Here is a 19120-nt window from a genome sequence, read left to right on the forward strand (position 1 = left end):
AGATGGTTAAGTCGCCACCCTGGTCTTAGGAGAACCCCCTCTAAGAGTTGAACCTACAGCCAAGGTAGCAGCTTTACTATCCCTGTTCTTAATAACTTGTTTTTGCCAGTAATTAAAGAAGTATCTGGCTAAGGCGTCAGACACAGCTTCTTTGTTTTCTTTGGTTAGTTTTGTTCTATGATTTGTCATTTTTTTGAAACAAAAACAGCCCCATCAGGGCTGTTCTCGTAAGAACAGATTCTAATGGGGCTTCGTAAAGCCTAAGCCACAAAGTCTCGTAAGGCCTTATGACACTTATTTGTCGGGGATAATTTTCAAATCCTTTGGGATTTGGAGGGTCTCGCTACACTTGCTACATTTATGCGTTCCTCTCATAAAGTGAGACATATCTTCAATTTTGAAGATCAGGTTGCCGCATTTGCTACAAACACAATTCGCACTCTTAATTCTTGGTGAAATTATACCTTCTTTGATGTAGTTGTCAACTTGTTTCTTAAATCTTTCCTCAACTTTAAGGGATATATCGTCGGCCAAATTATCAAATCTCTCTTTTAAAGCCATCACGGCCGACCTGACTTCAAATGCAGGCGATGGAGATGGGCTTGGTGAGTAAGATGGCGATGGTGAAAACGAAGGAGATAAACTGATCTGTTCGACGGTAAGACCAAAATCATATTTTTTATTCAGAGAAACAACACTACTAATAACTCGGTCACTGGCTTCGGTCAATCTTATTGTAGGTTCAGTTAAGGTGGCAAAATTAGTGGTCAACTGTTGTATTGATGATACAACCTTTCCAGCCTGAATAAATACGGGAGAATGAGCTAAATCAGTCAACACTTTTGCGGAATTATTTAGGTCAATCAACATTCCATTATTAACTGTCATAACCGTGCCTAAATTTGCAAGATTCTGGGTTGCCAAGACTAGGCTAGGAGAATGGATCGTTTCTGCTAATGCCCTTGCCGACCTGGTTATATCAGTAACAATTGCATCGTTGATCGAAGTTCCAATAATAGCAGAGACTGGTGCTGGTTTTTTCAAATCAACTTCGTCTTTTTTCTTGTTTTGAGGGGGTTTAGTGTCGGACATTACTTAGAGGGGTTTATATGCATCAATATATTAACAAAAAACAGGCTTGCCGCCTATTTCAAATTTTGGAATCGCATAGTAAAGGATGTTAGAACTCAAATATATACTACACAGAGTGCTTAAAACTACCCTAGAATATTTTAGGAGTTATAATTATTTTCAGTCCTCTAACCATTTATTTTTTTGAATGATCCCAATAAAATATGCGGTTGCGTGTGTTGCAAGTGTAAGTCCAGTCTTACTTAACCCGTCCCAATCGCCGATAGAAATAAAGTGATAAGCCATTATTATAGCCCAAAGCAATACTATCGCTGGTAAGACATAAATAACACAAATCAAAACATTATTTACTGCGTTTAATGCAGTTTGTTTCCGTCTATGACTTTGTGAAGCATCATCAGCTTCCAAATCAGCCTCTGTTGCAACATTTTTGCCTTTCCTTTTCATATTAGACTATGGTTTGCCCTAGTAAGAATCTTGCTCTCAATGTTGCCGCAGATTCTGAAACCTTAAATTGCTCTGCAACTTCCGGCAAACTAATAGCATTTTTCCAAACCCTTAAAAATAAGTCTTTAGGCATCAGTAAATCAGCCGCCATATTATTGGCTTCAATTTCGATCTTTTTTTCAGCGTCTGTTAACTCTCTGCCCTCTTCGCTATTAAGTGCCTTAACAGGTTGTTTAATATTATCAATATGTTCATTATTTGTATCAAAAAGATGTTTATGTTGAATGAAATGAGCTATTTCGTGAGCAATTGTAAAACGCTTCCTTGTTAACGGGTGAGAAGTGTTAATGTAAATAACAAAGTTGTCGCCCTCTTTGCTCAAAGAACCAGCATAATTATCATCTAATTCGCTGGTTTCTACTACATATAGACCTAATTCTTTTGCCAAATCAACAATAGGCACAGGATTTTGCTGAGCATATTTTGCTAAGATTTGTTCGGTTTTTTGATCCATACTTTTTAGAAAATAATGCCTAATTCTATACTACCACACCCTCTGGGTAAAGTCATTGGATAAAATGAGCCTTGCATTCTTCAATTGAAAACCTAAATTACCCAGCTTTAATTTATAGAAAATAAATTTTGGGGTGCCAGACGAGAATCGAACTCGCGTGACCGCTGCCACAGAGCGGCGTTCTACCATTGAACTACTGGCACCATAACAATTTAATTACACTACTTGCTACACATCATAATGGCCACATCCTAACAGTTTAATTTGCTTCCACATTGGAAAGTCAGCGGCCGAGCGGAATCGGACCCACGTGACAGCTGCCACAGAGCTGCGTTCTACCATTGAACTACGGGCACCTCGTCTCAGTTTGTAGACACTTCGCGATTTTGCTTCGCAAAATACGCTACGGTCTACACGCTGCTCCTCTCAAAAAATTTGTTCTCGGCCTTCGGCCTGCGACTCAAATTTTTTGTGGTTTAAAAGCTACTTACTTGCGACCATGACCGCGAACACGACCACTGTCAGTGCAAACATCCAACCCACAGTATACCCAAAAAACTTCAGCGCTTCTTTTTTCTGTCCATCAAAATACATCAGCACCGGCCGGCCCAATACTAACGCGCTGGTGATCGCGGCGGATAGCACAAACAACATCAGGACTAAGATAGGAGTAAACGCAGTATCTTTCTGTCCGAACCAAACAGACCCATGGTTCATGATAGATGCGACGAGAGTGACATACAGCAGCACCAAAACCGCATGACCCAAACTGTGAGCAACTGGATTGTCTTTCATATTTTATCCTTTCTTGGTGCCCCTGGCTGGAATCGAACCAACATCAAGGCCTTAGAAGAGCCTTGCTTTATCCATTAAGCTACAGGGGCGCAATTTTAACAAAAAATCCCCACACAGATTGGAGATTCAGCATAAACATACCTGCTGTGTCAGGTAGGTTTGGATCGATTTTTTAAAGCCTCTTAATTATACTCCTGTTCAGCCTAAATGTCAAAAAATGTTAATTTTTGCTTAGGTTTCTGTTATAATAATATCAACAATTTTGGGCGGCTATCCTCAATAGAAACCCAAAAAAACAACTAAAAAGAGGGCTTATGCTAAAGGCATTTTGGCTTTTCTCGCTCATCCCTACTTTCCTGTTGGTGTCAGCCACGACAGTCTACCTCCACCGGGCTTCTACCCACGTTTCAGTAAAGTTCATCTCCGGCGTCAGATGGTGCTGGAAATTCATTATCTGGTTCACGGGCGGTCCGGACGAGGCTCAGTGGGTTGCAGTTCATCGCTACCATCACGTCTACAGCGACAAACCAGGTGATCCGCACAGTCCGCACATAGATGGTTTCCCACAGATCCAAATGGGAAACGTAATCTTCTACGTGCGATGGATCAGAAATCATTCCGAGCTGGTCGAGCGGTACTCGCGCGATGTGAGAAAGAGATACGGCTGGTGGGACCGCCATGTGTTCTGCCATCCCCGCTACGGCATCCTTGCCGGGACCGCGACCCTTTGCATGATGATCGGTTTGTACTTTCACTCAGTTCGGATCGGATTGTACGGCGGCGTGATCGCCGCGTTCATGCATTTTCTGCAGTACGTTTTCCTGCTCACACCGTCCATCAACGGCTTATGCCACTGGCCGCACAAATGGCTCGGCGGCTACCAGCACAGATTTCTGAAAGAGAACCAATGGATAGCCGTTGACCACGCGCTGCTTACATTCAACAATTGGGTCGTCGCGATGCTGACCGGCGGTGAAGGCTTCCACTACAACCACCACTGGGAACGCATGTCCGCGCGGTTCTCGAAGAATTGGATAGAACTGCCCGCAGACTGGGGCTACTGGCTCTGGATCTGGCCCATGGAAAAACTGGGCCTGGCTTACGACGTGAAAGTCGCAAAATGGACCTACATATAACCGCTTAACCTTTCGGGGTTAGGCGGCTTTTTTTGTCTGTTAATAAATGAAACAATTTACGCGATCAAACGTATAAATTATAGAAAGGAGAACAAATATATGGCATGGTATGGAGATTCAAAAGGGCACGCCGATGCTGGCAAAAAAGGGGGCAAGGCCCAGGGTAAACGCAACAATCCGGGAAATTTCGCTAATGATCGGGAAAAAGCCAAACGCGCAGGCCGCAAGGGCGGCTCAGCCTCAGGCGGCGCGGACTAAATTGGTCAGCCGGTAGCGGAAACCAGGAACAGATCAATATCAAGTTTGGTATTGGAATCCGAGCTTTTTATCCTATGGTCTATCAGAAGCAGCTGCTGGAGCAGCTGCTTTAATTTTGCAACTGAAATATTTTTGAGGTTTTTCGCAGTAATAAACACGCGCCCCGGGCTCCAGCCTAGTTTTTCCGCGATCTGCTCGTTGGTATGTCCGGCCGACTGCAAAAGGCTTGTGACCAAAAGGCTTCTTAACTGTTCGGAAAGCAAACCTATCACTTTTATAAAAGTGGTTTTTTCCTCGGTTGTGGCTCCTGCGATAAAATTCTCCAGAGCTTGGAAAGCGCCTTTTTGATTTTTGACGATCATCTCATCCGTCAAAGCAAAAACCGAATCCGGGATCTTGGGCTTTACCAGCGAATTAACGTCCTGCGGCTCGATGCGGGTGGTGTTGCTGGAAAGTTTCAATAATTCGGAATAAACTTGCCAGAGGTCAAAAGCTTCTTTGCGTTCTATAACCTTGCCCCCGGCTTTTTTTTCTTCGTACAGGTCCCGGCCCAAAAATTGGGCCAGGCGGTTTACTGCCCCGTCAGAGATCTCTGAGCCCAAAGTTTTGGCCATGGCTTTGATCCATTGGTCCAGAACCGGGCCATGCGGCAGGTTGAACTCCGTCACATTAATGCCTGATGCCAGGAATTTTTTGGTGAATCCCAGGCGGCGGTCAATTTTCAAGGTTTGCCAGAAAACCAAAAAATTATCAGCAGGCACGTTTTGGATGAATTGCAAAAGAAATTCGGCTAAAACGGCCTGATCCGCTTTTTTCGGCAGACTATCGCGGATGATGATCAGTTTCTTGCTTGAAAAAAGTGACGGCTCCAGCAAATGCTGCAGATTTTTGATGAGCTCGGTTTCGGACAGATTCTCGCCGTCAAACAGGCTGATGGAAGAAGCGGAATATTTTTTGGCGAACTCGGCTTTCCATCGGTCAAGTTTACGGCGCAGCGAAAAATCGTCCTCGCCGTAAAAAAGAAAAATGTTAGAAGAGGGAGAGGTTTTTTCCGTCATGCTTTTTTGTCAATTTCTGATTGATGATCTTATTTATGTCCGACTGTCTGATCTTCCACTGTGAGCCGATCTTGAATGCCGGCAGCTTGCCGGATTTGCACCAGCGCCAGATGGTCTGGTTGGACACGCCGAAAAATTTGGATAACTGCTCGACGTTCATTATCTTATCGTCTTTGCCATTCATATGCCTCAAGCTTATCATTCCCAAACGTTGATTTCAAGGCTCAAAAATGCTATATTTTGGAAGCTATTCAGCAAAACGCGTCCGTGGTGAAACGGATATCACAACGGTCTTCGGAACCGTTATTGGGGGTTCGATTCCCTCCGGACGCACCAAAATATTATGAGAACAATTTTTGAACGAGAAATAATTCCTGTGCCTGAGTTTGATGAAAGCAGGATTTCGCCTGATAATCTCATTGAAAAAAAGAAAAGCCTTTTTGAAAAAGTCCGCCAAGGTGTATATAAGCGCTTGAATGCGATGGCCCTGGCGGGTTTTTTGACTGTAAGCCTTTCTTCGGAAAGCTACGCAGATCAGGTAAAATTTGCAAAGCCGGAAAATGCTCCTGCTCATTTTGTCATCGAAAAAGAGGTAGACGCGGATAAACTGGAGAATTTCAAGAATAAAGTAAAAGCGGAAGAGCCGGAGTTTGCACAATGGACCGAGGACTATGCCTCTTCAGTAAAAAAAGGAATGGATGAGATGTCCGCCCAGATAGATAATTTTAGCCCGGACAAAGACCGGAAGGAAGAAAAGGAATTTGAAGTTGAAAGCAGTGACAAAAAAATTTACGGCTTGAATCCAAAATATCTGGTAAAACGAAACCATAAGGTATTGGAAGAGCTCAGAACGAATAAGGATTTCCGCAAGGCCCAGCAGATGCTGAAAGACAACCTCGAGAACATTCTTTGGAGATTTATTCAGATGGATGATTCTGCGGCCGTCAGAAATACTATGCGCGAAAAAGTAGAAAAGCCAAATATAGATTTTAAATATCACCAGGGCTTTGAACTCGACCGCAGTCTCGCGGTTACCACCGTACACCCCCAACAAGATGGCGAAAAACTGCAGTCGAATCTTAAATTTTCCCCGACAAGTTTTGTTGATGTAAACGGCAAGATCGACATAAATCTTTTTGTAAACACATTTGTCCATGAACTCTACCACGGCATGCATCCGGGAAGCCAAAAACAAGAACCCGGACTGATGACCGGCTTCCAGCTAAATATGATCGAAGGGATCGCGCAAAACGTCACCTTTGAGGTCATGCAGTCTATCGCCAGGAACAACGATATCAAAAGCTTAAGACCTGAAGTTGGCATGAACGGGTACGATGAGCTGGTGGTATTGGCTTCCATTACAGATGCGGTCATTCGGCCTTCCAAAAATCCGGACCTCCTGGCCCAGTGGAACGCCGGCATAATAAGCGAACAAAAATTTTTATCTGCTTTTAAAAAAATTCTCCCGGATATTGGCATTGATCCGGGCCTGGCCGACGACCTGGCAGAACTAAGTTCCAATCAACGGGATCCTGAAGTTTATTCTCCGGTGACCAAAGCATATGAAAGCATGCTGGCTCGGCTCAAAATAAGCGGCTATGAACTGTCTCCCAAGTTCGTCGAAGGTATACTCAAAAACGGAAGAAAAACCGATAGCACACAAGACCAGAACGTGGCAATAAACCTAAAACTGAGCAAATTAAATGAGAAGGTTTCCAGGCGAATGGAAAATATAAAAAACAAAGAATGAAAGTGTTTCAGCGCAGAAAAGAAAATTTTGTCTGTGGGTATTGCGGCTACAAAATCACGGGAACAGGCTATACCAATCACTGCCCGAAATGCCTGTTCAGCAAGCACGTGGATATCAATCCCGGGGACCGGGCAGAGATCTGCCAAGGATTGATGGAACCGATCGGAATCGGGCAAGAACATAACGAATTTACAATTTTGCATAAATGCATTAAATGCGGAGCAATTCGAAAAAACAAGACTGTCAAAGAAGACGATTTTGATTTAATAGTAAAACTGACTCAGTAGCCCTAACAGGCTCTGTTTTTTTAATCTTTTTTGGCATATAATTTACATAACAACAGCATTACGCAAGGAGGATGCATGACGGCTGAGCAAGCGCGGAGCTTGAAGCCTCATTCGATTATTTGGGTCGATGGCTACGGTACCAAAATCGTCCGCCGGTTCCCCGGCCGAGAGCGCGCAGAAGTCGTTGCAATCGACGACGAAGGGATCAACGTGAGGTTTATCGATCTTGATGCGGCTCCGCAGCTCAATGTTCCTTTTGAGATGGCTCATAATGAACCCTCGCCGCATACCGCGCATGTCCACCTGGAGATCACGCCGTGAACAAGCCGAATGAGTCGAACCGGATCCAGCGGATACTGGAACTGAGCCGCATTAACACGCGGCCAACACCGAAACCAGCACCCAAACGCACCCCATCTTCTTCGCCGCCAAAGTGACTGGGGTCTTTTTTTACTCTTGAAAAAACCTCTTAATAAATGTAAACTGAATAAGCTTTAGGCATTAAAGCCCAACAAAAATTAAGTGCGGAGACCGTAGGTCGGGCACGAATTTTTGTTGAGAGGAGCAGCATGCAGACCGTAGCACTTTTTGCGAAGCAAAAATGCGAAGTGTCTGCCAGTCTGCGACGAGGAGTGGTAGCTCAACTGGTAGAGCAGTTGCCTCTTAAGCAATTGGTTCTGGGTTCGAGTCCCAGCCACTCCACCACAAAAAATCTCATTCATTTTGAATGAGATTTTTTGTTATCAAAACATAATCAATAGAAATCTTATTGCCGAAAACGATAGTATAGCCAAGCTATGACCGCGATCAAACCCAATGTTCCCACGATCAGCAATATCCAATACAGCAGAACCGGTTCAGTGGATGGGGCAACCAAGTTCACTGCCGGCACGCCGACCGGAACCGGTTGAACCTCGGGCGTGGGGCTTGGTGATGGCGCCGATATTTGCTTTTGGTCAAGCGCCTGGGTTTGATTGTAAGTGCTGTCAGGGCTATTAACACTCTGGCTGTAGTTTGGCGCTGTGTTTTGCGGGATAGGCTGCAAAGGCGTGCCTATCGGGACCATGCGGGCGGCAATTGATGGCCTGGCGAAAAACAAAACTGCCAGCAAGATTGAAAAAAATATTTTTTGCTTCATAAATTAATCGGAGTCCCAGCTTATTTGCTGATAGCCGTTCACGGATAAAGGAAAACTCGGCGGCGGACCGTAGAGAAGATTGGAATCATATACTGTGTTGGTCGTCAAGTATCCGGAGAGCAGACCTCCGGCCCCGTTGACCCAGCTCCAGGTCCAGGTGCCGTAGCTTGAGATAGATCCGTAGATCGTGATGGAATTCTTCATATCGCCCGCAAAATAATACCGCTGCGTGCTGCCGTTTTGCGCGATCATGGCCGCATCAACCTCAAGGTTCGTGGGGGCAAAAAAAGTCACCAGCACATCCTGCTGTGCGATCAGTCCCAATTCCGAACTGCCGTCTTTCGCGCTGTAAACAAGATTATTCGGGATGAGGATGCTGGGTGCGGTTGGCGCATTATAGGGCAAGCTCGCTGCTGCCACCATGGCGCGTCCCGCCACAGTCCCCTCAACCCAGGTCCTGTCCTCTACATATATAAGGCCGTTTGTCGGGATCGCCTGAGTGAATTGCAGGGTCCGGGCATTGTAATCAAGGTCCTCATTGTGCGCAGCGTTATTGACATCATACCCTGTTGCATGAGCTCTCAGGGAAGTTACCTTATAAACGCTTACCGTGCCAGTGGCATTGAACACAAGCGAGTAGCCCTGAGCGTTTGAAGGCGGCAGATAAATTCCGCCGGCTTGCGCGCCGCTTTTGATGGTCGCCAGATCAGAGGTAATGGTGGAAAAATCCACGCTCGGCAGAGGGAACTGAAAAAAATTCTTCGTAGCCACAGCAGCTGCTCCCCAAACTCCATTTTCGATTGCAGGACAAGGAGGAGAACCGGACCAGGCTTGGCAGGTATAGGTCTGCTTGGCGGAAGTGATCGGGGCATTGCCAATCCCGTCAAACCTTATTCCGCCGTTACTGTGCAGCGCGCCTGATACGCTCTCGGTGGGGCCTATCCAAACGTCGGAATTGGTCAAAAAAGCATATTTGGCCAAAGATGGTATGCCGTACTTCGTGGTAACCGTACGTTTAACAGAAGGATTTGTCAAAGTGTAAGCTGTGGATTGGATCGTAACTATGGTGGACCCTGCCGGAGGCGGCGTTATGGTCAGGCTGTATCTGCCGATGACCTGGTTGGTGTCCTTATCCAGATAATCGTGGACATACGGGCCGGGAGAATTAGTGCCGTCTTTGTAATCAACCGGAAAATGAACCAAATGCCACTGGTAATAATTGTTCCCCGCCTCCGCGATCTGGAATGCCTGCTCGCGGTTGACCGTCGAACGTATGGCTTTCAGCTCATAAACCGAATAGCTTATCACTGAAACCATGAGTGTTGAAAAAATGAAAATGATCACGAGCTCGTAAATGATCACAACGCCGGATTGATTCGTCTTTTTGTTCATCAGCTTCCTAAATTAGTTTTAAGATTGCGGATCGCCCCGCTGGCCGTTTCGGTATAGGTTCCGCTGGATCCTACCCCGGCCTTTTTAAATATGGTCAAATTGATCTTGACCAGTTTGACGGCTGTGACATTCAGCGGCTGGACCAAAGGATTTTCAACCACTCCGGAATATGTGCCGTCATAATAATAGAAAATCGGATTTGCGCCGTTAGCCACATCTTTCTGTACCAAATTCACAGTTTCACCGCCAAGATTATAGAGCAAAGGATTTCCGGTAGGCTTGGTGACTCCTTTATACAAAGCACCGGCTTGGAGGAAATACCGGATCCGGTTGACGCTGCCTGCCGCATTTGGAGGAAATACCGGATCCGGTTGACGCTGCCTGCCGCATTGGTATAAAAGATCAGCTGTTGAGCTGTCGCTGATTCCAGCGCGTATCCTCCGGTGTCTGAAGTTGTGGCATCGCGCAATTCCTGGATCAGCGTAAAAGCTACGCGGCGGGCGCTGTCATTATTGGCAAGCAAACTTCCTTGCAGCGAGCTGTTCACAAGCACAGAGGAAACCAAGGCTACTATCCCGTAAGCGATGATGGAAAAAATTGCAACGGAAATCATCACTTCTATCAGCGTGAATCCCTTTTCTTGTTCTCTGTTGGATGTTATCTGTTTCATGCTTACGGGCTCATCAATACCTGGATCGACTGATTACCAGAAATATTAAGACTGTTCACCGAGAATGGCTGATAACCTGGTAGTGTCACGTCCAAACTATAATTATTGTCAGCGGTTAACCCGCCAAAGCTTGTTTGTCCGGGGGTTGCGCAGCCGGAAACATAATTGATCGCAACACTTGTCAAAACCGGAGTTTGCAGGCTATCAGTCGTGGCCAGAAATGCTTTATACCGGATATAGCGGTCGTTATTGTGAATGCTTGCAATGTTGGTTCCTGAAACGGTGTAGTAAGTTCCTGCCGTGCCGTCAGGCCCCATAAAATTCCAAGTGGCGTTATCGGAATTACTGGCGATCTGGAACTTGAGGCTGGTTGCCGGGTTTTGGGAAGTCGGGTTCCAGGTCAGAGTGGTAAAATTTGAAGCGCCGCCGGTATCGAACGTGGAAGAAACCACTTGCCCGGAAGCTACATAATTCCCTGAAATATTTTTCAATCTGATCCCGGTCGGCAGAGAGCTGTTGTCAATATTTCCGTCATCGGCAAAGTAGCGGGTCGCAGCCGCAAAATCAGTCTGCCCCGGTCCGCCCGTCCAGTCGCTTTGCACCCAAACGCTGCCGCCCGTGGTCCCGTTAAAATCCTGAGGAGTCGCGCCGCCTCTGTGCAAATGCACACCCGCCCCTGCAAGCGCATTGCCCGTGCCTGAATCCTTTACGATCACCAAAAGGCTGTTCGCAGTCTGAGTTCCCAGGATCATGGTGAACGTCTGGTTGGCTGCCGGCAGCACGCTGATCTGCTGGATGGGCGAAGTGCCGACTACCATCAGATTCTGGCCGGTAAGCAGGGTCGGGGTGTAGTTGTCCCATTCCAAATTATTCAGAGCGATCAATCCTGCCGAAGAAGTCAGGTTATTGTTGTATTTCAGAACATTCGGGGTAAGGCCGATCAATTTTGCCCCTGTCAGGTTTACTCCGACATTGCTTAGCGCGCTGCAGGTGGAAGGACCGCTGGCACCGAGGGTAATGGTATCGGTGTCCAATGTCACAGCGCCGTTGCGTGCGAGCATCCGGCCGCTAACATTGACGCCGGTCGTAACTGTAATGGATGTTAAGGCCAGGACATTTCCTGCGAAGTTGGAAAAAGTTCCAAACGTTGCTGAACTGCCGACCTGCCAGAAAACATTGCAAGCCTGAGCGCCGTTTATGAGACTGACGCTGCTCGCCCCTGCCGTGATAAGGGTTGATGCAGCTTTGAAAATAAACACCGCATTCGGATCGCCTTGGGCATTAAGCGTCAGAGTTCCGGTGATCCCAAAAGTTCCGGAAGCGGAATCATATACCCCTGCTGTCTCTGTAGTTCCGCCAAGTTCTGTGGGAATTGTAGAAGTAGTAGATTGTCCTGCAGCATTATTATAGGCTGCGACGAGGTCTGTTTTCGCTTGAGCAGCCGTTGAATCAGCCACATGCTGTGCCCCATTGACCGTGCCGGGGGGAAAGCCGGTAACTGAAGTGCCGGGACTTAAGCCCAGATCCCCGTTGATGCCGCTGGAACCGGTATTGGTTATGGTCGAGCCGGCCAAAACCGCAAAACTGCCGGCAGTTCCCAGATTTACTTGCGCAGCGCCGCAGGTGGAACCGGTGGCGCCGAGGGTCTTGATGGTAAGTTTGCTGAACAGATCAATAGAAAAACTGACTAACGTCACCTGGCTGTTGACTATAGTCGGGTCAGGTTTGGTCGGGTTGGGATTCGCTACCGTTATCGGGTAAGTCTGGTCGGTAGAGTATCCTGCTTTCGTTACTACAATATGATAGATGTTCACTCCGGGGGGCAAGCCAACTTCCACCCAGTTGCCGGATGAATCAGTAGTGCGGTCGAGGATTATTGTTCCGGCAATGTTCTGGATATGGACGGATGCTCCGGCAATTGGTTGTCCTGTTGCGTCAAAAGCTTTGATCCAAAGCGCGCCGGCATTGACAGTGCCTTCGAGACCAAAAGGGGTGATGTTGCTTGAAAAAGATCTGACCACACCGGTAGTCATATTTTGTATGTTCAGCTTCACCTGTTTATAATCATCCGGAGCGGCATCAGTGCCCAAAAGAACCGTGCCATCTGCCGGATCATCCACAAAAGTCACTTCATAATAGACCTGATAATTAATACCTTCGATGACGATTGTCGCGGGCGTTACGTCATCGGGCAAAACACCAATCGGATTGCCGTGCGCTGTTCCGACCTGGCTATAAGCCAGGTTTCTGACCACTTCCAGATAATTGGTTGCAAGGCTCGCTATCGTAGTTTGTTCCCGGGAGGCCCGAACGCTCCTTGTCATAACCGAAACAAGACCGATCACTCCGACCAGCAGAACCGCAAATATGGCTATCGCCACCACCATCTCAATTATCGTAAATCCGTAGCTATTTTTTTTAAATTTAAGCATTATGTTTAAGGCGAATATTTGAAGGGGTCGGGGTTGGTCAGCGTCAGGCCTGCGGGCTGGAAGCTGTCCAATGCATCAAGGAACTTGGAGACGTCGCTTAGTGAAGTGCGGTTGATTCTGACAATGCTGTTATTTTCCGAGACCTGCGGCTGAGGCGATAATTTGGTGTACAGCAAAAAGTAAGCCAGGTAGGCCTCGATCAGGATCACCACGACCAGGATCAGGGTGGTAACCATGCGGATGCTGATTTTTTTGGGTAAAGCAAGTTTCATATCAGGGCTTGGGTCTCTGTACAAAAAATACGGCATTAATAGCGCCTGTAAGATCCCCCGAGTGGACGACCTCTCCACTGCCTGCGGTAGCGGTATCAGAGGTAGCGGCGCTGACGGTAAGTTTGCTGACCTCGGAAAAATTCGGCAGGTGCTCTATATATTGAAGGAAAGTGACCAGAGAGGTGAATGTGGATGAAATACTGACCGTGTAAGGGATCTCTTCTATGTCCGGGTTCCCCGTTATGATCTGCTTGGCCGTGGTATCCAAGGTCTGGTCCGTCGAATTCAGGGGTTCCTGGATCGTCATCCCTTCCTCGGTATTGGATGCCAGCGCCGCGGCCTCGACCTCCTGTATCGCCGTCTGCAGATTGTCGCGCGGCAAAATGCTGTTTTGGATCTTGTCGGTATTGGAAACCGCGCTCAGATCCGATTGGGAATTCTTATAGGCTATGATCTGGTCCGAAAGATTATTCAGCTGCGTCTGTTTTGCTATGCCGGCATTATACAGATCGCCGACCTGATTCAAATTCGGGCGGATGAGAAAAGCAAAGATAATGACGCTGACAATAAAGCCGCCGACTGAAATTAAAATCAATTTGGTGAAAATTCTCATGGGCTGTTGATCTTGTCGTTGTTTACAAAAAAAGTAAAAGTAAAATTGGCGGTTGTGGCCCGCTCAAGGTTTGAAAGCGGAAAATTTATGCCGTGAAAAAAACCTGATTTTATTATGCTGGTCCAAAGCGCAATCACATCTTCGCGCGTTTTGGCTTGGCCCGCGATATCAACCCTCCCCGTTTCCCGGTCAAGGATTATCTGGTTCAGCTGAACAGTCGTGGGAGTCAGGTTCGCCAGAGCGATCAGGGCGTTTGACCAGTAGTAATGATGGGATTTAAGATTATTGATCTCTTTGACGCTGTTGTTCAAAGCCAAAACCTTGTCCTGCAGGCCCTTATAGTCAGCGGAATTAAGAATAGCCATGTTTTGAGCGATCTGATCGTCCGTCTGAGAATTGCTTCTCATAAGATAGATCCTGGTTCCCACCGCCAGCCCCAAAAAAACCAGCAGGCTTAGCGTAAGCCATGTCCAAAACATGAACAGCCTGCCGAACAGGAACTCAAATGTGACTTCTTTTTGCGCGTCTTGGGGCAGGAGGTTGATTATTTTCATATGCTGTATTCGTTAAAGTTGACTCCGCGCAAAGCCAGGCCGATGACCGTGGTGTAGCCTAAGGCGGAAAGCCGGTCAAGCGGTACTGGGATCTTCGGGTCAACTGCAACATTCGCCCACGGATCGGCCAGAATGACTTTGGCCGCAGAGCGGACCGACCCGAGGTTCAGCCGGTCGGAAATATATTCGGCAATTCCGGTCAATTTAGCCGAGCCTCCGCAGAGCAGGATCGTATCAATGCTTTTGTGGGTTGTTTCGTGTTCTTCAAAGAACCTGATGACATTTTTTATCTCATCCACGAGGTTGTCCAGGATCGGCAGGATCGCTTTGCGCACTTCCAGCCCTTTGTCGCCGGTCAAACCCAGCTCCTGTTTCATTTTTTCGGCTTGCGGCGCCGTGACTCCGAGATTTCTGGAAATGCTTTCCGTAAACGCGTTGCCGGCGATCGGAATGCTGGAAGTGTACTGGATGATCCCGTTGTCCACGATGATAAAACTGGTCAGCTTGGTTGCCGGGTCCACGATCAAAACGCTTTTGGTCGCAAGGTCTCGGCTGATCAGAGCTCTGGCCGTCGCCTGCGACTCCAGCTCCATGGCCACCGGCACGAGTTTGGCTTTTCTAAGCGAAGAAACAAGCGCGTCTATATAATCTTTGGGAGTGGCGTGCGCCAAAACCTCAAGTTTGTCTCCCCCATCCTTGATGATCTGCCAGTCAAGGTAAACCTGGTCCACAGGCACCGGAATATCCTGTTCAAGTTCGAACGGGAGCGCGGTCCCGATCTCGCTTTCCGCCATTTTGGGAATTGTCAGGGTGCGCACAAATGATTTGGCTTCCGGAACGGAACAGACCACGAACTTGGTGTCTATCTTGCGCGCCGCCGCAATCGCGCGGAGGATATTGTCCGCCAGCCGGTCTTCGCTGATGATCATGTGATTATTGACCACCTGTTCGGACAGCGGGGAATCGGTAAAAGGTATTGACGCCAAACGGCCGTGCGCATAGACCAGCTGCATGACTTTGATGGAAGAATCGGAAATATCCAGGCCGAATGCTTTGATTTTTTTACTGCTCAAAAATGAGAACATTTTATTTCAGGATCAAACGATGACTTGTAGAAATTATAGCACTTAATATTAACTTATGCTTGAACTAATATTGTAGATCGGCATGATCAAAGCCACGGCCAAAAATCCGACCGCTACCCCCATGACCATCATGATCAGCGGCTCCAGAATTGACGACAGGTTTTTCATGGTCTGGTCCACTTCCTGCTCGTAAAAATTCGCCACTTCCTCAAGCACCACGTCCGTGGTGCCCGATTCCTCCCCGACTTCCATCATCTGGATCACCAGGTTGGAAAATAATTTCGGCTCTTTTTTGAATGCCGTTGTCAAAGGAGAGCCGATCTTCACTTTTGACGCCGCATCAAGAATGGTCCGTTGGTAATAAATATTGCCGACGACGTTCGAAGAAACTTCCAGCGCCTCGACGATGGTCATGCCGCTTTTGATCAGCGATGCGAACACGCGGACAAACCTCGCCAGATTGATCTTGATCACAATGCCGGAAATCACCGGGGTATAAAGCACTAATTTGTGAAGAACTTTTTTGCCGCCCATGGTCGAGCGCCAGTAAAAAAACCCGGCCACGGCCAGAACGGTGCCCAATAAAATAAATATGCCGTAGTGGGCAAAAACATCGACGAGCCCGATGACGATCCTCGTCGGGAGCGGCAATACGACGTTCAGGTCCGTAAATGTCGAGGTCAGTTTCGGCAGGACAAAGGTCAGCATCAGATAGCCGACAATGGCCAAAGCGATCAGGACCATGATCGGATAGGTCAGGGCTCCCCGGGCTTTGGAAACCAGGTCATAATCCCTCTGCATCTGCTCGGCCAGATATGTCAGATTTTGTTCGAGGTTGCCCGACATTTCCCCGGCCCGCACCATGCTCACGAAAATTCCGGAAAATACATTGGGGTATTTCGCCATGGCATCGGCCAGTGAAGTGCCGCTCTCAACCTGCGCAGCAACCTCGTTCACGATCTTGGCAAACCTCGGATTGGGCGTCTGTGCGGCCAGGACCTTCAGCGACCTGGTGGCCGGAAGACCCGCCTTGATCATGACCCCGAGATTTTTGATGAACGTGATGCGGTCAATGAGTTTGATGGGGCGGAAGATCTGGAACAAATGGCCGATATCAAAAGCCTGGTGAACCGCCTTGATCGATGTCGGCAGCAGGCCCTGGGCGCGCAAAGCGTCAACCACAGCCCGTTCGTTCATGGCCTGCATTATGTCTTTTTGGATGACGCCCGCTTTATTCCGGGCGGTGTATTGGAAATCCATATCAGGAAATTTCTAAATTACTAAAATTCCAAGTTCTAAATTTTTGTTGATTAGGCATTAGTAATTTTTTAGAAATTATAATTTCAGAACTTCAGTCATTTTTTTTTACTCCCTGCTCACTCTCACTATCTCCTCTATCGTCGTCTTGCCTTGCAGGCATTTGATGAATCCGTCCTGCCACATCAGGATCATCCCTTCCTCCACGGCCTTTGCCTCCAGCTGGCTGGTCGGCGAGCGCTTCATGATCAGGTCCTGGACCATAGTGGAGATCTCCATCACTTCATAGATGCCCTTGCGGCCGCGGTAACCCGAATGCCCGCACTTATCGCATCCTTTTCCGTGAAAAAAAGTCAGTTCCATCAGGCCGGTTATTTTCTCGTCAATGAATTTCTCGCGCTTGAGGATGGCCAGCAGGGCCGGGACGTCATAATCTTTTTTCAGAGTTTCTTCAAGCTCCGCGTCAATTTTGATCTCTTCCTTGCAGTCGGGGCAGATCTGGCGGGTCAGGCGCTGGCCGACCACGACGTTGACCGTGGACGCGATCAGGTACGGCTCCACGCCGATATCCAAAAGCCTCGGCAAAGCTCCTGCCGCATTGTTCGTGTGCAGGGTGGATAGCACGATGTGCCCGGTCAATGCCGCGTGCACGGATTCCTCGGCGGTCTCAGCATCTCTGATTTCCCCGATCATGATGATGTTCGGGTCCTGCCGTAAGAGCGCCCGCAAACCCATGGCAAAGGTCAGGCCGATCTTGGGACTGACCTGCGTCTGGTTGATGCCTTCTATGCGGTACTCTATCGGGTCCTCGATGGTGGCAATGTTCACACTCTTAGTATTCAGAAGCGACAGGATAGAATACAAGGTCGTGGATTTTCCGCTGCCCGTGGGCCCGGTGACCAGCAGAGCGCCATGCGGCTTCTTCACGTTCCTCATAATGACCTCGTAATTGCGCGCGATAAATCCGAGTTCCTCCAATGTCATGGCTTTCGTGGACTCGTCGAGCAAGCGCATCACGACCTTCTCGCCGTCAAACACGGGGATGGTGGATACGCGCAAAGAGATATTGTAATTCTCCTTCGCAACCTTGAACCGGCCGTCCTGCGGCAAACGGTGCTCGTCTATCTTGAGGTTGGCAATGACCTTGATGCGGGCGATCAGCGCCGGCTGGATGATCTTCGGCAAGGTCATGACATCATGCAGCACGCCGTCAATCCGATACCTGACCATGACCTCTTTTTCCTGCGGCTCTATATGAATGTCCGATGCTTTTTCAAATATCGCGTATTCCAGCAGAGTATCCACCACGCGGACCACGGGAATTTCCTCCGCCATTTCTTTGAGCTTTTCCGTGACATTCTCCGTGCCGGCCGCGCCTTCTTTTTCCTGCTTGGTGATGATCTTGGCAAACTCCGCCTCAAGACTCGTGTGGTACTGCTTCAGCCCGTAGTCCAAAGACGCTTTGCTGATGAGAAAAGGCACGATCTGCAGGTCGGTCGTCTTTTTTATGGAATCCCGGGTCTCCAGATCATCCGGGTCCGTCATGCCCACGTTCAGCTTGCCTTTCTCGCTGCCGAAAGCGATAACCTTATGCCTGCGAGCTATCGGCTCCGGCACCAAAAGCAGAACTTCTTTGGGTATCTGGCCCATGTCCGTCAGGTTCTTGTATTCCACATCGAAAAATCCGGCGATGATCATGGCCAGTTTTTCTTCGTCAATGATCTTTTTCTCAACCAGAAGGTCGTTCAGCTCGCGCCTGCCTGCCACAGCTTCTTTTTCTAAAGTTGTAAAAGCCTCAGCAGTGGTGAGTTTTTGGGCCACCAGGCTCCGCTTCAATTGTTCTGTGTCAAAAGCCATAAGATAAAAAATTCTAAATTACTAAAGTCCTAAGTTCTAAATAATCTCGCAACCCTGAACTTGGTATCGAAACCCTGAACTTGTTTCAGGGTCTCTTAATAAAATCGTCATATACATCTTTCCATTCCGGATTATCTTTTTCTATAAGATTTATCTTCCATTGCCGATGCCAATTTTTGATCTGCCGCTCTCTTTCAAAGGCCTGTTCGATTGTCTCACATGGTTCATAGTAGACCAGTTTGTCAAGATTATATTTTTTCGTGAATCCCTCCACTAGTTTTTCTTTATGCTGCCAAATTCTTTCCAATCCTATGCCGGTGGCTCCTGTATAAAGAACTGTATTCATCTTGTTGGTTAATATATAAACTCCCGGTTCTTTTTCTTGCATGTATCCAAAGATGCTGAAACGAGTTCAGCATTGCGGTATGGGTAATTTCCTATTTGAACCTTGAACCTTGAAGTTTATTTCTGTTGGACTTTGGACATTGGTCATTTGGTTTTCTTTTAGCCCCT

23 protein-coding genes and 4 tRNA genes are annotated in these 19120 nt (G+C 47.7%); 7 read left to right on the forward strand and 20 right to left on the reverse strand.

Translation table 11 applies throughout. The features are described 5' to 3' along the window. Window positions 1–294 precede the first annotated feature (294 nt). The 6 genes from WDN47_02640 to WDN47_02665 all read right to left on the reverse strand — a co-directional run bounded on the left by WDN47_02640 (window position 295) and on the right by WDN47_02665 (window position 2937). Window positions 295–1092 (reverse strand): hypothetical protein, encoded by a 798-nt coding sequence (locus WDN47_02640; GenBank protein ID MEJ0021463.1) that lies wholly within the window; start codon window positions 1090–1092, stop codon window positions 295–297. Window positions 1093–1251: 159 nt separating this feature from the next. Further along, complete coding sequence (locus WDN47_02645) at window positions 1252–1539, reverse strand: hypothetical protein (GenBank protein MEJ0021464.1); 288 nt, start codon at window positions 1537–1539, stop codon at window positions 1252–1254. Window position 1540: 1 nt separating this feature from the next. Further along, window positions 1541–2053 (reverse strand): ImmA/IrrE family metallo-endopeptidase, encoded by a 513-nt coding sequence (locus WDN47_02650; protein MEJ0021465.1) that lies wholly within the window; start codon window positions 2051–2053, stop codon window positions 1541–1543. A 129-nt stretch (window positions 2054–2182) separates the two neighbouring features. Continuing rightward, window positions 2183–2256: transfer RNA gene (locus WDN47_02655), tRNA-His, on the reverse strand. A 280-nt stretch (window positions 2257–2536) separates the two neighbouring features. Continuing rightward, a complete protein-coding gene (locus WDN47_02660) occupies window positions 2537–2848 on the reverse strand; it encodes a hypothetical protein (GenBank protein ID MEJ0021466.1) in 312 nt (103 codons plus the stop codon). A gap of 14 nt (window positions 2849–2862) precedes the next feature. Next, window positions 2863–2937: transfer RNA gene (locus tag WDN47_02665), tRNA-Arg, on the reverse strand. Between the two features lie 225 nt (window positions 2938–3162). Here WDN47_02665 and WDN47_02670 point away from each other — a divergent pair. Both WDN47_02670 and WDN47_02675 read left to right on the forward strand, forming a co-directional pair. After that, window positions 3163–3984, forward strand: a complete 822-nt coding sequence (locus tag WDN47_02670) for a hypothetical protein (protein MEJ0021467.1) — start codon at window positions 3163–3165, stop codon at window positions 3982–3984. A gap of 99 nt (window positions 3985–4083) precedes the next feature. After that, window positions 4084–4242, forward strand: coding sequence for a KGG domain-containing protein (locus WDN47_02675; GenBank protein MEJ0021468.1), 159 nt, complete (start codon window positions 4084–4086; stop codon window positions 4240–4242). Between the two features lie 5 nt (window positions 4243–4247). Here WDN47_02675 and WDN47_02680 read toward each other — a convergent pair whose 3' ends face one another. Together WDN47_02680 and WDN47_02685 are read right to left on the reverse strand one after the other, a co-directional pair. Further along, entirely contained in the window at window positions 4248–5300 is a 1053-nt protein-coding gene (locus tag WDN47_02680) for a hypothetical protein (protein ID MEJ0021469.1), read from the reverse strand. Beyond that, complete coding sequence (locus WDN47_02685; protein MEJ0021470.1) at window positions 5272–5484, reverse strand: helix-turn-helix domain-containing protein; 213 nt, start codon at window positions 5482–5484, stop codon at window positions 5272–5274. The genes WDN47_02680 and WDN47_02685 overlap by 29 nt, the downstream gene beginning before the upstream one ends. A 77-nt stretch (window positions 5485–5561) precedes the next feature. On the opposite strand from WDN47_02685, the gene WDN47_02690 reads away from it, so the two are divergent. From WDN47_02690 to WDN47_02710, 5 genes are all read left to right on the forward strand, one after another. After that, window positions 5562–5636 (forward strand) — tRNA-Arg (locus WDN47_02690). Window positions 5637–5643: 7 nt separating this feature from the next. Then, window positions 5644–7050, forward strand: coding sequence for a hypothetical protein (locus tag WDN47_02695; GenBank protein MEJ0021471.1), 1407 nt, complete (start codon window positions 5644–5646; stop codon window positions 7048–7050). Then, window positions 7047–7337: an RNHCP domain-containing protein gene (locus tag WDN47_02700; protein MEJ0021472.1), complete on the forward strand. Its 291-nt coding sequence runs from the start codon at window positions 7047–7049 to the stop codon at window positions 7335–7337. The genes WDN47_02695 and WDN47_02700 overlap by 4 nt, the downstream gene beginning before the upstream one ends. 99 nt (window positions 7338–7436) lie before the next feature. Then, on the forward strand, window positions 7437–7658 hold the full coding sequence (locus WDN47_02705; protein ID MEJ0021473.1) for a hypothetical protein: 222 nt from the start codon (window positions 7437–7439) through the stop codon (window positions 7656–7658). Window positions 7659–7966: 308 nt separating this feature from the next. After that, a tRNA-Lys gene (locus WDN47_02710) sits at window positions 7967–8042 on the forward strand. A gap of 61 nt (window positions 8043–8103) precedes the next feature. On the opposite strand, the gene WDN47_02715 is transcribed toward WDN47_02710, so the two are convergent. The 12 genes from WDN47_02715 to WDN47_02770 all read right to left on the reverse strand — a co-directional run bounded on the left by WDN47_02715 (window position 8104) and on the right by WDN47_02770 (window position 18995). Then, on the reverse strand, window positions 8104–8475 hold the full coding sequence (locus WDN47_02715; GenBank protein MEJ0021474.1) for a hypothetical protein: 372 nt from the start codon (window positions 8473–8475) through the stop codon (window positions 8104–8106). A 3-nt stretch (window positions 8476–8478) separates the two neighbouring features. Further along, window positions 8479–9867 (reverse strand): pilus assembly PilX N-terminal domain-containing protein, encoded by a 1389-nt coding sequence (locus WDN47_02720; protein ID MEJ0021475.1) that lies wholly within the window; start codon window positions 9865–9867, stop codon window positions 8479–8481. Further along, window positions 9867–10103: a hypothetical protein gene (locus WDN47_02725; protein ID MEJ0021476.1), complete on the reverse strand. Its 237-nt coding sequence runs from the start codon at window positions 10101–10103 to the stop codon at window positions 9867–9869. The genes WDN47_02720 and WDN47_02725 overlap by 1 nt, the downstream gene beginning before the upstream one ends. Further along, window positions 10100–10537, reverse strand: coding sequence for a prepilin-type N-terminal cleavage/methylation domain-containing protein (locus WDN47_02730; protein ID MEJ0021477.1), 438 nt, complete (start codon window positions 10535–10537; stop codon window positions 10100–10102). The genes WDN47_02725 and WDN47_02730 overlap by 4 nt, the downstream gene beginning before the upstream one ends. Before the next feature lie 2 nt (window positions 10538–10539). Next, window positions 10540–12969: an ice-binding family protein gene (locus WDN47_02735; GenBank protein MEJ0021478.1), complete on the reverse strand. Its 2430-nt coding sequence runs from the start codon at window positions 12967–12969 to the stop codon at window positions 10540–10542. 5 nt (window positions 12970–12974) lie between these two features. Then, a complete protein-coding gene (locus WDN47_02740; protein MEJ0021479.1) occupies window positions 12975–13241 on the reverse strand; it encodes a hypothetical protein in 267 nt (88 codons plus the stop codon). A 1-nt stretch (window position 13242) separates the two neighbouring features. Then, window positions 13243–13854 carry a hypothetical protein gene (locus WDN47_02745; GenBank protein MEJ0021480.1) on the reverse strand — a complete coding sequence of 204 codons (612 nt, stop codon included), beginning with the start codon at window positions 13852–13854 and terminating at the stop codon, window positions 13243–13245. Next, window positions 13851–14408 (reverse strand): PilN domain-containing protein, encoded by a 558-nt coding sequence (locus tag WDN47_02750; protein MEJ0021481.1) that lies wholly within the window; start codon window positions 14406–14408, stop codon window positions 13851–13853. Before WDN47_02750 ends, WDN47_02745 begins: the two co-directional genes overlap by 4 nt. Further along, the gene (gene pilM / locus WDN47_02755; GenBank protein MEJ0021482.1) at window positions 14405–15481 is read right to left on the reverse strand and encodes a type IV pilus assembly protein PilM; all 1077 of its coding nucleotides are present in this window, start codon (window positions 15479–15481) and stop codon (window positions 14405–14407) included. The genes WDN47_02750 and pilM overlap by 4 nt, the downstream gene beginning before the upstream one ends. A gap of 60 nt (window positions 15482–15541) precedes the next feature. Beyond that, window positions 15542–16753 carry a type II secretion system F family protein gene (locus WDN47_02760; GenBank protein MEJ0021483.1) on the reverse strand — a complete coding sequence of 404 codons (1212 nt, stop codon included), beginning with the start codon at window positions 16751–16753 and terminating at the stop codon, window positions 15542–15544. 105 nt (window positions 16754–16858) lie between these two features. After that, a complete protein-coding gene (locus WDN47_02765; protein MEJ0021484.1) occupies window positions 16859–18607 on the reverse strand; it encodes a GspE/PulE family protein in 1749 nt (582 codons plus the stop codon). A gap of 85 nt (window positions 18608–18692) precedes the next feature. Further along, a complete protein-coding gene (locus WDN47_02770) occupies window positions 18693–18995 on the reverse strand; it encodes a GIY-YIG nuclease family protein (protein ID MEJ0021485.1) in 303 nt (100 codons plus the stop codon). Window positions 18996–19120: the final 125 nt, after the last annotated feature.

Source organism: Candidatus Doudnabacteria bacterium (assembly GCA_037200925.1).
Classification (GTDB): domain Bacteria; phylum Patescibacteriota; class Doudnabacteria; order UBA920; family O2-02-FULL-48-8; genus JBDTSL01.

Excerpts from the sequence above, each read along its gene's own strand:
- WDN47_02640 (MEJ0021463.1), bottom strand. The coding sequence starts at position 1,092 with ATGTCCGACACTAAACCCCCTCAAAACAAGAAAAAAGACGAAGTTGAT.
- WDN47_02645 (MEJ0021464.1), bottom strand. The coding sequence starts at position 1,539 with ATGAAAAGGAAAGGCAAAAATGTTGCAACAGAGGCTGATTTGGAAGCT.
- WDN47_02650 (MEJ0021465.1), bottom strand. The coding sequence starts at position 2,053 with ATGGATCAAAAAACCGAACAAATCTTAGCAAAATATGCTCAGCAAAAT.
- WDN47_02660 (MEJ0021466.1), bottom strand. The coding sequence starts at position 2,848 with ATGAAAGACAATCCAGTTGCTCACAGTTTGGGTCATGCGGTTTTGGTG.
- WDN47_02670 (MEJ0021467.1), top strand. The coding sequence starts at position 3,163 with ATGCTAAAGGCATTTTGGCTTTTCTCGCTCATCCCTACTTTCCTGTTG.
- WDN47_02675 (MEJ0021468.1), top strand. The coding sequence starts at position 4,084 with ATGGCATGGTATGGAGATTCAAAAGGGCACGCCGATGCTGGCAAAAAA.
- WDN47_02680 (MEJ0021469.1), bottom strand. The coding sequence starts at position 5,300 with ATGACGGAAAAAACCTCTCCCTCTTCTAACATTTTTCTTTTTTACGGC.
- WDN47_02685 (MEJ0021470.1), bottom strand. The coding sequence starts at position 5,484 with ATGAATGGCAAAGACGATAAGATAATGAACGTCGAGCAGTTATCCAAA.
- WDN47_02695 (MEJ0021471.1), top strand. The coding sequence starts at position 5,644 with ATGAGAACAATTTTTGAACGAGAAATAATTCCTGTGCCTGAGTTTGAT.
- WDN47_02700 (MEJ0021472.1), top strand. The coding sequence starts at position 7,047 with ATGAAAGTGTTTCAGCGCAGAAAAGAAAATTTTGTCTGTGGGTATTGC.
- WDN47_02715 (MEJ0021474.1), bottom strand. The coding sequence starts at position 8,475 with ATGAAGCAAAAAATATTTTTTTCAATCTTGCTGGCAGTTTTGTTTTTC.
- WDN47_02720 (MEJ0021475.1), bottom strand. The coding sequence starts at position 9,867 with ATGAACAAAAAGACGAATCAATCCGGCGTTGTGATCATTTACGAGCTC.
- WDN47_02730 (MEJ0021477.1), bottom strand. The coding sequence starts at position 10,537 with ATGAAACAGATAACATCCAACAGAGAACAAGAAAAGGGATTCACGCTG.
- WDN47_02735 (MEJ0021478.1), bottom strand. The coding sequence starts at position 12,969 with ATGCTTAAATTTAAAAAAAATAGCTACGGATTTACGATAATTGAGATG.
- WDN47_02740 (MEJ0021479.1), bottom strand. The coding sequence starts at position 13,241 with ATGAAACTTGCTTTACCCAAAAAAATCAGCATCCGCATGGTTACCACC.
- WDN47_02745 (MEJ0021480.1), bottom strand. The coding sequence starts at position 13,854 with ATGAGAATTTTCACCAAATTGATTTTAATTTCAGTCGGCGGCTTTATT.
- WDN47_02750 (MEJ0021481.1), bottom strand. The coding sequence starts at position 14,408 with ATGAAAATAATCAACCTCCTGCCCCAAGACGCGCAAAAAGAAGTCACA.
- WDN47_02760 (MEJ0021483.1), bottom strand. The coding sequence starts at position 16,753 with ATGGATTTCCAATACACCGCCCGGAATAAAGCGGGCGTCATCCAAAAA.
- WDN47_02765 (MEJ0021484.1), bottom strand. The coding sequence starts at position 18,607 with ATGGCTTTTGACACAGAACAATTGAAGCGGAGCCTGGTGGCCCAAAAA.
- WDN47_02770 (MEJ0021485.1), bottom strand. The coding sequence starts at position 18,995 with ATGCAAGAAAAAGAACCGGGAGTTTATATATTAACCAACAAGATGAAT.